This is a genomic window from Priestia sp. P5_B4, from assembly GCF_056400385.1.
Window position 1 is genome coordinate 1 of sequence record NZ_JBFULJ010000068.1, and the last position, 12,699, is coordinate 12,699.

A 12,699-nucleotide genomic window follows, 5' to 3' on the forward strand; every position below is an offset into this window, starting at 1 on the left:
GACTTGCATGTATTAGGCACGCCGCCAGCGTTCATCCTGAGCCAGGATCAAACTCTCCGAAGAAATGTTTGACTTGCTCAATTTAAAAAATAAAAATTAACGTTGACGTTTACTATTTCGTTCAGTTTTCAAAGAACTCTTGTCTTAAAGCGACTCCTATATAATAACACTTTATAAGAATCGTTGTCAACACTTTTATATAACTTTTTTAAAACTACTAAAAAACTCATATATGTTTTGCTGACTTTTTATATATTACCAAAATCAAAAGCCTATGGCAAGGTTTTTTACATAAAAAAAGCCCCTGCTTTTTCAGGGGCTTTTTTTTATTCTTCTGTTTCTTCAGCTTCAATTATTATATCTGTCTCTTCATGTTCATCTAATTCGTCTAAAACTTCGTCTTCATCTTCTGAAGTTTGTACTTTTGCAACCGTTGAAACAAACTCTTCGTCTCCTAAACGGATGACTTTGACACCTTGTGTGTTACGGCCCATTTGTGAAATATCTGAAACAGAAACACGGATAAGAACGCCGCTTACTGTGATAAGCATAATATCTTCTTCTTGAGATACGCATTTCAGTGCGACAACATCACCATTTTTATCAGTGATATTACATGTTCTTAAACCTTTACCGCCTCTTGTTTGTACACGATATTCTTCAATCGGCGTACGTTTTCCGTAACCATTTTTCGTAATGATCAAGACATCTGATTGTTCTTCGAGAATCTCCATACCGATTACTTCATCTTCTGAATCGAGAGTGATCCCTTTAACTCCAGTGGCTGTACGTCCCATTGAACGAACATCATTTTCATTAAAACGAATTAACATACCCTTCTTCGTTCCAATAACCATATCGCGCTTACCATCTGTCAATTTAACAGAAATCAATTCATCTTCTTCTCTTAAATTCAAGGCGATAAGTCCGCTATTTCGAATGTTCTCAAAAGAAGATAAAGGTGTACGCTTAGAAATTCCTTGTTTTGTAGTAAAGAATAGATACCAATCGTCTACAAATTCATCGACGCGAATGATGGCATTTACCCACTCACCCTTATCTACTTCTAACAAGTTAATAATAGGTATCCCTTTAGCTGTTCTTCCGTACTCTGGAATTTCGTATCCTTTCGTACGGTAAACTTTTCCCTTATTTGTAAAGAAGAGAATCGTATCATGAGTAGAAGTTGTTAGAAGATGTTCAACAAAATCATCTTCGTTTGTATTCATTCCTTGAATACCTCTTCCGCCTCTTCGCTGACTCTTATACGTAGAAACAGGCAAGCGTTTAATATAGCCGTTGTGCGTTAAGCTAATAACAATATCTTGGCGAGGAATCAGATCCTCGTCTTCGATAATTTCAGCTCCTCCGCTTACGATTTCTGTTCGACGGCCGTCATTGAATCTTTCTTTTACTTCTATTAGTTCTTCTCTAATAATTTCTAATACTTTTTCTTCATCTGCTAAAATAGCTTTTAATTCAGCAATTAGCGCTAATAAAGATTGATATTCTGCTTCAATCTTCTCTCGCTCTAATCCTGTTAAACGCTGTAGGCGCATATCCAAAATAGCTTGCGCTTGTTTTTCAGATAACGAAAACTGCGTCATTAATCCTTCACGTGCAATATCTGTTGTTTGAGAACCTCTAATTAAAGCAATAACAGCATCTAAATTATCAAGAGCAATCTTTAAACCTTCTAAAATATGCGCACGTGCTTCTGCTTTTCGAAGTTCAAATTCAGTACGACGGCGAATAACCACTACCTGATGGTCTAAGTAGTACTGTAGACATTGCTTCAAGTTCAATACTTTTGGCTGTCCATCTACTAATGCAAGGGTATTAATACCAAAACTTGTTTGAAGAGATGTCTGCTTATATAAGTTGTTTAATAAAACATTTGCATTTGCATCACGTCTTACTTCAATAACAATACGCATACCCGAACGGTCAGACTCATCTCGTAAATCCGTAATTCCATCAATCTTTTTATCACGGGCTAGCTCGGCAATTTTTTCAATTAGCTTTGCTTTATTTACTTGGTATGGAAGTTCATGAACAAGAATAGTTTGTTTACCATTGCTTTGTTCTTCAATTTCTACTTTTGCGCGAACAATAATAGAACCTTTTCCAGTTTCATAAGCTTTACGAATTCCGCTGCGCCCAAGAATTTGTCCTGCAGTTGGGAAATCCGGGCCTGGAATAATCTCCATTAACTCTGCAATTGTGATATCAGGGTCTTGGCTTACAGCTAAAACGCCGTCAATGACTTCCCCTAACTGATGCGGAGGAATATTTGTCGCCATACCTACCGCAATTCCGGCTGAACCGTTTACAAGTAAATTTGGAAATCTAGCAGGTAATACAATTGGTTCACGTTCAGAACCGTCATAGTTATCTTGGTAATCAATTGTATCTTTATTGATGTCACGTAACAGTTCCATCGAAACTTTTGACATTCTTGCTTCTGTATAACGCATAGCTGCTGCTGCATCTCCATCAACAGATCCAAAGTTTCCATGACCGTCAATTAGCATATAACGATAGCTAAAATCTTGTGCCATACGAACCATTGTTTCATATACAGCTGAGTCACCGTGTGGGTGATACTTACCAATTACTTCTCCTACGATACGAGCTGATTTTTTATATGGCTTATCCGATCCCATACCTAAATCATTCATTGCATATAAAATACGACGGTGCACAGGCTTAAGTCCGTCTCTTACATCTGGTAAAGCACGCGATACAATTACGCTCATTGCATAATCTAAAAAGGATGCGCGCATTTCTTGACTAATATTTACTTCTCTTATTTGAGAGTTTGGTTTATCTGACATCGATAAGAACCTCCTTCGCGAAGTTCAGTATAGTAATTCATATATATGTAAACGCAGGATAGAACCTATCTCTATCCTGACGTTTATATACCCTTTATAAAAAATATAAAGGGTATTACCGTTCATTTAAATATCAAGATTTTTTACGTACTGAGCATTTTCTTCAATGAAATTACGGCGTGGTTCTACTTTGTCGCCCATTAAAATTTCAAATGTCTCATCAGCTTCAATTGCATCTTGCAAGTTCACCTGAAGAAGGGTACGGAACTCTGGATCCATTGTTGTTTCCCATAATTGTTCAGGATTCATCTCTCCTAAACCTTTGTAACGCTGAAGGTTTGGTTTTGCGCCTTCAGGGAAAGAAGCTAATACCTCTTCTAATTGACGATCGTTGTACGCGTACTCCACTTTTTTACCCTGTGTAACTTTGTAAAGAGGCGGCTGGGCAATGTAAACATATCCGTGCTCAATAATCTGTCTCATATAGCGATAGAAGAACGTTAGAAGAAGCGTACGAATATGCGCACCGTCTACGTCTGCATCTGTCATAATCACAATTTTATGGTAGCGGGCTTTCGAAATATCAAAATCGTCACCAATACCCGTTCCTAGAGCGGTAATGATTGTACGAATTTCGTTATTAGATAAAATTTTATCTAAACGCGCTTTCTCTACGTTGATAATTTTACCACGTAAAGGCAAAATAGCTTGGAAATGACGGCTTCTTCCCTGCTTAGCTGAACCTCCTGCAGAGTCACCCTCTACTACATAAAGTTCGCTAATAGAAGGATCTTTTGATGAACAATCTGCTAATTTACCCGGTAAGTTTGAAATTTCAAGCGCGCTTTTACGGCGTGTAAGCTCACGAGCTTTTTTAGCCGCCATTCTTGCTCTTGCAGCCATTAAACCTTTTTCAATTACCTTTTTCGCCACAATAGGGTTCTCTAGCAAGTAAGTTTCTAAGTGTTCTGCAAACACAGAGTCAGTAATTGTTCTTGCTTCACTATTTCCCAGCTTTGTTTTTGTTTGTCCTTCGAACTGCGGATCTGGGTGCTTAATAGAGATGATAGCTGTAATTCCTTCACGAACATCTTCACCCGTTAGATTGGCGTCACTGTCTTTAAATACGCTGTTTTTACGTGCATAGTCGTTAATTACACGCGTTAACGCTGTTTTAAATCCTGCTTCGTGCGTTCCACCTTCATATGTGTGAATGTTGTTTGCAAAAGAATATAAATTACTTGTATAGCTATCGTTATATTGAATAGCAATTTCTACAGAAATGTTGTCTCGATTACCTTCAATATAGATGGGCTCTTCGTGAATCACTTCTTTCGAACGGTTTAAGTGTTCAACGTAAGACTTAATTCCGCCTTCATAGTGATATTCACGTCTTTTATCTTCTTCACGTTTGTCTTCAATCGTAATTTTAATGCCGCGATTTAAGAAAGCTAACTCACGCAGACGATTAGCTAACGTGTCAAAATCGTATTCAAGCGTTTCTGTAAAAATTTCACTGTCTGGACGGAATTGAATAACAGTACCTGTTTTATCTGTTTCTCCAACTACTTTTAAGTCAGCAGCCGGTACACCTCGTTCATATTTTTGATAATGAACTTTACCGTCACGATGTACGTGCACTTCCAAAGAGGTAGAAAGTGCGTTAACAACTGAGGCACCTACACCGTGTAATCCACCAGATACTTTATAGCCGCCGCCGCCAAATTTACCTCCGGCATGAAGAACCGTTAAGATAACTTCAACGGCAGGTCTGCCCATTTTTTCTTGAATACCAACCGGAATTCCACGACCGTTATCTTTGACTGTAATACTATTATCCTTTTCGATAATAACATTAATTTCATCGCAATAGCCGGCCAGCGCTTCATCAATACTATTATCTACAATTTCCCATACAAGATGATGTAAACCCTTTGCGCTCGTCGATCCAATATACATCCCCGGACGTTTACGAACAGCTTCTAATCCTTCTAATACTTGTATCTGATCAGCTTCATATGCTTGTACTTCTTTTTGTTCCATCGTCAAATGTATCACCTACACTTTTTTTTAACAGCAAACTGCTGTATTTATCATTTTGTATTATGTTTTTCGAATATTATGTGGAAATAATACGGAGCCTTTAATGTATTTGCAATTTGTTTACTTACGCACGAAATTTTCATAATCGAGGGTACGAGTTGAAATATATAGACTTAAAACTATAATGATATCATATTTCAGTTAGATTGCCTTGCGAAAAGTTTTTAGACAGATCAATTGCTATTTGACCTTTTGAATTTGGCCAGCTTCTACGTGGTATGTAGCGGCTTTTTCTAAGGTCTCGTGATGAATTCCTTCAATGCTCGTTGTCGTTACAAACGTCTGAACTTTTCCTTGAATGGTATTTAGCAAGTGTGATTGACGAAAATCATCTAATTCAGACAATACGTCGTCTAAAAGCAAGATTGGATATTCACCTACTTCTTGATGAATTAACTCAATTTCAGCAAGCTTTAACGATAAAGCAGTCGTCCGCTGTTGCCCTTGTGAACCAAATGTTTGAACGTCTTTTTCATTAACGTAGAAAAGAAGATCATCACGGTGTGGTCCTGCTAAGGTGACACCTCTATCAATTTCTCTACTTTTTATTTTATCAAACTTTTGATGATATGCTTCTAACATTTTCGACAAATCTGCATCTTCTGATACATCAATTGAATTCTTATACTCAATTTTTAATGTTTCTAAGTCTCGACTGATCCCTTTATGAATAGGCTCTGCCCACTGTTGGAGTAACCGTAAAAACTCAAAACGTTTTTTTAAGATTTTCGCCGCCATTTCACTTAACTGTAACGTAAGTACGTCTAAAAGTGAAAGATCCGTTTGTTTTTTTGTCTGCAGCTGCTTCAAATATTGATTTCTTTGTTGCAAAATCTTTTGATACCTGCTTAAATCATGCATGTAAACAGGCGAAACTTGACCAATCTCCATATCGATAAATTTGCGCCTTACTTGCGGACTCCCTTTAACTAAGTTCAAATCCTCCGGAGCAAACATGACAGTGTTAATTGACCCTATATATTGACTGAGTTTTTTCTGCTCAATGTGATTATATTTTGCTTTTTTCCCTTTTGTTGAGATGACTAAATCCAGTGTAACAGGCCCTCTATGCTTTTCTACAATGCCAGATAGCTTTGCATACTCACAGTCCCATTTAATTAATTCTTTATCGTTGGATGTACGATGAGATTTAGCCATAGATAATACGAAGATCGATTCCATCACGTTTGTTTTACCCTGTGCGTTTTCACCCAAAATGACGTTTACTTTATTTTCAAAAGGAATCGTTGTCTTCGTATAGTTTCGGTAATTTGTTAAAGTAATTTCTTTAATATACAAACGTTTCACCAACTTTAAGTAATGACAACAAATGATCCTGCAGCCGGTATATCCACTTCGTCATTTGCATATAATTTACGTCCGCGGCGCTCTTCTAGCTCCCCGTTTACATATACTTCGTGCTCACTTAAAAACCATTTTACCATTCCGCCTGTTTGAATGACGTCTGCTAGTTTTAAAAACTGGCCAAGCGTAATGTATTCAGTTGAAATTTTAACTTCTGTTTTCATGCGACTCTCTCACTTTCTAATGATGTACCTCTATTTTACTAAATAATTCTCCTTGAGAAAAGAAAGCTACTAGTACGGCATGCTAGTAGCTTTCTGAGATTTAATATGTTCGCACTGGTAAAATCAGCTGCAGCATTGAATCATCCTCTAATGTTCGAATGACAAATGGACGCATCGCACCAGTGAAGTTAATTTTGATATCTGTTCCTTCGAGCGCTTTTAATGCGTCTAACATATATTTTGCGCTAAAAGAAATTTTTAATTCTTCTCCTGAGATAGACTGACTTTGTACCTCTTCAATTACTTTTCCGATTTCAGGAGAGTTAGAAGAAATTTCAACAATTCCCTCATCCAGCGTAGATAGTTTTACTACGTTGTTTCTTCCTTCACGAGCTAATAAAGAAGCGCGGTCAATCGATTGCAAGAATTCTTTTACGTTCAATATAACATCCGTTTTACTATCAGCTGGGATTAATCTTGAAGTATCAGGATAATTTCCGTCCAACAATCTTGAGAAAAATAGTAAATTTTTTGTTTTAAATAATACTTGATTTTCCGTGATAACAATGTCTACTAATTCATGRGAATCATCAAGGATCTTACTGAATTCACTTAAACTTTTACCTGGAATAACCACATTATACGTTGCTTCATTTCCAGTTTCAATGGTCGCTTTTCGCAAAGCTAGGCGGTGGCTGTCAGTGGCAATGCACGTTAATTCTTTGCCATCGACTTTCCAGTTTACACCTGTCAAGATAGGTCGTGTTTCTGAGGTGGACACCGCAAATACAGTTTGTCGAATCATGTTTTTTAATAAGTCTGTCGGTAATCTAAACATATTGTTTTCTTCGATCTGTGGCAAATGAGGATACTCTTCTGCATCTAAACCGTTTAAGTTAAATTCAGCTTTTCCTGAACGAATGATTGTTAAGAAGTGACTTTGGACGTCTAATTCTACAATGTCTTTAGGAAGCTTTTTGACGATTTCACTAAAGAAACGAGCTGGGAGAACAACGCTGCCTGGTTTTTGGATATCAACAATCTCTTTTCCTTCTTCTTCGTTTGGAATAAACGATTCAATCGAGATATCGGAATCACTTCCTGTTAAGGTAACACCTTCTTCAGTCGCTACAATTTTAATCCCCGTTAAAATTGGAATGGTTGTTCTAGAAGATACAGCTTTCATAACGTCTTGAACGCTTTGAACTAGATAGTCTTTCTGTATGATAAATTTCATAATAATTAATCCTCCTTAAAAGTAGGTTTAAAAGCTTATTATTTATTATATTTTAAGATAGTAGTAGTAATAGGGGCTGTGGAAATGTGGATAACCCCTAAAAACGTGAGAACACAGCCTATCCACATGTGGACAGACTGTGTACAATCCTAACTCACTTATACACAAAATACAAGTAAAAAAAGCCTATATTTTTAGTGATTCACTTATTTCTTTAATTTGTTTTTGTAGGTCAGTATCTGTTTGAACAAGTTTTGAAATTTTTTCATGAGCATGGATGACAGTAGTATGGTCTCGCCCGCCAAACTCTTCTCCAATTTTAGGCAGCGAAAAATCTGTTAGTTCGCGAGAAAGGTACATGGCAATTTGTCTAGGAAACGCTACTGACTTTGTACGTTTCTTCGCTTTAAAATCATCTAATTTTATATTAAATTCTTGTCCAACAATCTGTTGGATGTCTTGAATCGTAATAACCCTAGGTTTTGAACTAGGAATGATATCTTTTAATGCTTCTGCTGCTAAATCAGCGTTTATATCTTTATTAATTAGTGAAGAATAAGCTACTACACGAATAAGTGCGCCTTCTAATTCTCTGATATTTGAATCAATCTGATTGGCGATATAAAGCATAACTTCATTTGGAATAACTAAGCCGTCCGCTTTTGCTTTTTTACGCAGAATAGCAATTCGTGTTTCCAAATCTGGTGGTGTGATATCTGTAATAAGGCCCCATTCAAAGCGAGAGCGAAGTCGATCTTCAAGTGTAGGAATTTCTTTCGGCGGTCGATCACTTGAGATGACAATCTGCTTGCTTTCTTCGTGAAGCGTATTAAACGTATGGAAAAATTCTTCTTGTGTCTGCTCTTTACCTGCTAAGAATTGAATATCATCAATCAGTAAAACATCTACATTACGGTATTTGTTGCGGAATTCTACTGCTTTATTGTCACGAATAGAGTTAATAAACTCATTTGTGAATTTTTCAGATGATAAGTACACGACTTTCGCGGCAGGATTATGATCTAACACATAGTGGCCTATGGCGTGCATTAAGTGTGTTTTACCTAATCCTACTCCCCCGTAAATAAAAAGCGGATTATACGCTTTAGCCGGCGCTTCTGCTACTGCTAAAGAAGCTGCATGCGCAAACCGATTTCCAGATCCGATAACAAATGTATCAAAGGTATACTTCGAATTTAGCATGCTTTGAGGAAATTCTGCTCCTTCGTCTTTATTGACTTTCTTTTTAGGAGTTTGAATATCGAATTCTTCCTCGGCCTGGTTAGGAGGAATAATAAATTTTACATCTAACTCTTCCCCCGTAAGATCATAAAGCGTTTCAGCAATTAAATTAGAATACCTAGATTCTAACCAGTCCCGTGCAAAATCATTAGGCGCAGTAATAATGAGCGTGTCTCCTTGTAAAGCATGAGCTTTTGTCGATTTGAGCCACGTTTCAAAACTAGGTTTGCTTAATTTTTTTTCAATTTGATCTAAAGCTCTATTCCATAAATCATGAATGTTTTCCAACGAGCAATCCCTCCTTTTTCTAGCTTTTATGCGCTTTGTACAACTTTTGTACAACCTGTACAAAACCTTATGCATAAAAAATTTATATTTATACAATTGCTATTATGTGGGTAAATATATATTATAGAAGAAAGCCGACTATTCGACAGATTCCACATGGTGTGGATAACTTTATACAGTGATAGTGGAAATGATGTCCACAAGTTGTCCACAGTCTGTGGATAAAAATCAACTGTGGAAAAGTAATTAAGAGTGAAAACAAAAATATAATATCAAACAATTCGGCATGATGCAATGAATTTTCGAAACTTATCCACAATCACTACACCTTGTGGAGAAAAGTTTTCCACAACACAAGATAGTGTGCATGAGTTGTCGATAAGAAATGGAAAAGTAGAAAAATGTCGAAAAAACTTATCCACAAAGGTTTAAGAGAAGAATTTGAATAAAAAAGAGGCTTTTTATAACATTTATTGTTGTAGTTTTGTTCAGTAACGATGCGATCACAGCTGGTAGAGAAAGAAAAAGAGATGAAAAGGAAAAATTTTTTCTTTAATAAATCAATGAATTTTATTGATTAGGTATAGACAATTGGGTTATAAAGATATTAGAATGAAGAAGATTGAGTAAAACAGATAATGAAACCAAGAGATTGAAAATTTTATTTTTTAAATAACATTGACATCTTCTTAGTCTTTTCATTATAATTGCAAGGACTGTCTTTTTCAGTTATTCCTCGAGGAGGTGTTTATAGATGAAAAGAACTTACCAACCAAACAAACGTAAGCACAGTAAAGTACACGGTTTCCGCGCTCGTATGAGCTCAGCGAATGGACGTAAAGTTTTAGCTCGTCGTCGTCGTAAAGGAAGAAAAGTATTATCAGCATAATAGACCACTGACGCCAGTGGTCTTTTTTCGCTTTATAAGACTAAAATCACCTCTGTTCCTGTAGGGACTACATAAAAGCATGACCTGAAAAAGGGCAGGAGTTGTTAAAAATGAAAAAAAGATATCGTATAAAAAAGAATGATGAATTTCAAACAGTTTTTAAAAAGGGCAAGTCCGTAGCGAATCGCCAATTTGTCTTGTATGTTCTAGACAAACCGGACCAAGAACATTTCCGCGTAGGATTCTCCGTGGGCAAAAAGATTGGAAATGCCGTGACTCGTAATCGAGTTAAGCGCCTTGCTAAACAAATTATGTTTGAATTCACACCGTATTTGAAGCAAGACAAAGATTATATTGTAATTGCAAGGCAGCCTGCTGCAACAATGAGCTATGAAGAAATTAAAAGTAGCTTGCAGCATGTCTTTAAGCGTGGCAAATTACTTACACATAGACAAAACGATTAATAAACAATAGAAGAAAAGCCTTTAATAGCTGTTGTTTTTCTACCGCATCCTTATATAATGGATTTTGACGCACTTTCAGAATTGAAAGGTGAACATGTAGAAGGAGGAAAAACAGGTGAAGAAGAAGTTGTTTTTAGGGATAACGCTTATCTTTCTATTAACTGTTTTAGCGGGTTGTACGGAAATTAACCAACCTATTACAGATGATAGTAAAGGTTTTTGGAATGAGTATGTTGTGTATCCGCTGTCATTAGTCATTACGTATCTGGCGGAGGTATTTAAAAGCTATGGAGTTGCGATCATCGTTGTCACAATCCTGATTCGCTTACTTATTCTACCGCTTATGATTAAACAGATGAGAAACACGAAAGCAATGCAGACACTTCAGCCCGAAATGCAGAAGTTAAAGGAGAAGTACAGTTCAAAAGATGCCCAGACGCAGCAGCAATTGCAGAAAGAAACGATGGCATTATTCCAAACTTACGGAGTAAATCCTTTAGCTGGGTGCTTCCCAATTCTAATTCAAATGCCCATTCTTATTGGGATTTTCCACGCGATTACACGAACGTCAGAAATCGCAAACAACAGCTTTTTATGGTTTGATTTAGGTGCGCGTGACCCGCTATTTATCTTACCAATTGTCGCAGGAATCACAACGTTTATTCAGCAAAAGATGATGATGGCCGGAAATGCAAATCAAAATCCTCAAATGGCTATGATGCTTTGGGTTATGCCGATTATGATTGTGGTTTTTGCAATCAATTTTCCAGCCGCCTTATCTCTTTATTGGGTAGTGGGAAATCTATTTATGATTATTCAAACCTACTTCATTAAAGGGCCAGACTTAAAACAAGCGAATATTGAAGGGGTTAAAAAATGAACGAAATCACAATTACGGCCCAGACGATTGAAGCTGCTGTTCAAGAAGCATTAGATGCTTTAGAAGTAGAGCGAAATCAAGCAAATTTAGAAATAATTGAACCAGGCAAAAAAGGATTTTTAGGAATCTTTAAGGGAAAACCTGCAGTTGTAAAAGTTACAAAAATAGTTGACCCTGTAGAGGAAGCGGTTCATTTTATTACAAATGTTAGCCGTAAAATGGGGATTTCGATTCATACGAACGTCAAAAAAACCTCGAGAAACTGCATAATTGAGATTAGTAGTGATTCTGCGGGAATGTTGATTGGAAAACATGGACAAACCCTTAATGCGCTCCAGCTTCTCACACAACTGGTAGCTAATCGATACAGTCAGCAATTTTTAAATGTTGTATTAAACCCAGAAGGCTACCGAGAAAAACGAAAAGAAATGGTCGAAAAACTGGCATTAAAAATAGCAAATCAGGCGATTAAAACGAATCGATCTGTTCAACTAGAACCAATGCCTTCGCATGAAAGAAAAATGATTCACCAAGTGTTAGCTAAAAATTCTTTAGTTGAGACACACTCTGTCGGAAAAGAACCAAAAAGAAGTATTTTGGTTCAGCCCGTCGGAAAAAAGCACTAGCAAAATGCGCTAGTGCTTTTTTATGTTTACTTTTATCAAGCTAGCGTTCAAAAAATCAAGTTACATACGTTGTTATTCACATGTGGATAAGTTAAAATAGTACATACTGCCTGTTTTTCTTACTGTGTATAACAGAAGAACGTTAGAGATGTTCCAAATCGGTGAATTGTGGTATTCTATTTATTTGGTTCATACAAATTACGGGCCTTAAAATAGATGTTTTTGTTCGTGGAAAATTGTTAACGATGATAGTATATAACATCGTTTAAAATAAAAGGTTTATAAAATGAAATGAGGTGAAGTTGGTGCTAGATTTTGATACAATTGCGGCCATTTCTACACCAATGGGAGAAGGAGCTATTGCCATCGTCCGCCTGAGTGGTGAAGAAGCCATTACGATTGCAGATCGTATCTTTAAAAGCGTTTCGAACAAACGATTAACAGACGTAGCTTCTCATACTATTCACTACGGTCATATCGTAGATCCCAAGACAGAGCAAGTCGTCGAAGAAGTGATGCTTTCCATTATGAAAGGTCCCAAGACATTTACTAGAGAAGACATTATTGAAATTAACTGTCACGGAGGAATTGTATCCGTTAATCG

10 protein-coding genes, 1 rRNA gene and 1 pseudogene are annotated in these 12,699 nt (G+C 36.7%); 5 read left to right on the forward strand and 7 right to left on the reverse strand.

From position 1 onward, the window contains the following. From AC1DRF_RS09290 to dnaA, 7 genes are all read right to left on the reverse strand, one after another. A 16S ribosomal RNA gene (locus tag AC1DRF_RS09290) occupies positions 1-63 on the reverse strand; the annotation flags it as partial. A gap of 263 nt (positions 64-326) precedes the next feature. Then, on the reverse strand, positions 327-2,837 hold the full coding sequence (gyrA, locus tag AC1DRF_RS09295; RefSeq protein ID WP_025752396.1) for a DNA gyrase subunit A: 2,511 nt from the start codon (positions 2,835-2,837) through the stop codon (positions 327-329). A gap of 126 nt (positions 2,838-2,963) precedes the next feature. Then, positions 2,964-4,880: a DNA topoisomerase (ATP-hydrolyzing) subunit B gene (gene gyrB / locus AC1DRF_RS09300; protein WP_025752397.1), complete on the reverse strand. Its 1,917-nt coding sequence runs from the start codon at positions 4,878-4,880 to the stop codon at positions 2,964-2,966. Positions 4,881-5,120: 240 nt separating this feature from the next. Beyond that, positions 5,121-6,239: a DNA replication/repair protein RecF gene (gene recF / locus AC1DRF_RS09305; protein ID WP_043977615.1), complete on the reverse strand. Its 1,119-nt coding sequence runs from the start codon at positions 6,237-6,239 to the stop codon at positions 5,121-5,123. A gap of 14 nt (positions 6,240-6,253) precedes the next feature. Further along, positions 6,254-6,469 (reverse strand): S4 domain-containing protein YaaA, encoded by a 216-nt coding sequence (gene yaaA, locus AC1DRF_RS09310; protein ID WP_013054822.1) that lies wholly within the window; start codon positions 6,467-6,469, stop codon positions 6,254-6,256. A 100-nt stretch (positions 6,470-6,569) separates the two neighbouring features. Then, positions 6,570-7,706: a DNA polymerase III subunit beta gene (gene dnaN, locus AC1DRF_RS09315; protein ID WP_427076657.1), complete on the reverse strand. Its 1,137-nt coding sequence runs from the start codon at positions 7,704-7,706 to the stop codon at positions 6,570-6,572. A 186-nt stretch (positions 7,707-7,892) separates the two neighbouring features. Further along, entirely contained in the window at positions 7,893-9,236 is a 1,344-nt protein-coding gene (gene dnaA, locus AC1DRF_RS09320; protein WP_028411911.1) for a chromosomal replication initiator protein DnaA, read from the reverse strand. 754 nt (positions 9,237-9,990) lie between these two features. Here dnaA and rpmH point away from each other — a divergent pair. From rpmH to AC1DRF_RS09345, 5 genes and pseudogenes are all read left to right on the forward strand, one after another. Next, entirely contained in the window at positions 9,991-10,125 is a 135-nt protein-coding gene (rpmH, locus tag AC1DRF_RS09325) for a 50S ribosomal protein L34 (protein ID WP_013059930.1), read from the forward strand. 110 nt (positions 10,126-10,235) lie between these two features. Continuing rightward, a complete protein-coding gene (gene rnpA, locus AC1DRF_RS09330; RefSeq protein WP_013059929.1) occupies positions 10,236-10,589 on the forward strand; it encodes a ribonuclease P protein component in 354 nt (117 codons plus the stop codon). 115 nt (positions 10,590-10,704) lie between these two features. After that, entirely contained in the window at positions 10,705-11,469 is a 765-nt protein-coding gene (gene spoIIIJ / locus AC1DRF_RS09335) for a YidC family membrane integrase SpoIIIJ (RefSeq protein WP_013085568.1), read from the forward strand. Then, positions 11,466-12,095, forward strand: coding sequence for an RNA-binding cell elongation regulator Jag/EloR (gene jag / locus AC1DRF_RS09340; RefSeq protein WP_477740636.1), 630 nt, complete (start codon positions 11,466-11,468; stop codon positions 12,093-12,095). The genes spoIIIJ and jag overlap by 4 nt, the downstream gene beginning before the upstream one ends. A 344-nt stretch (positions 12,096-12,439) precedes the next feature. Then, positions 12,440-12,699, forward strand: a pseudogene (locus tag AC1DRF_RS09345) (tRNA uridine-5-carboxymethylaminomethyl(34) synthesis GTPase MnmE); the annotation flags it as partial.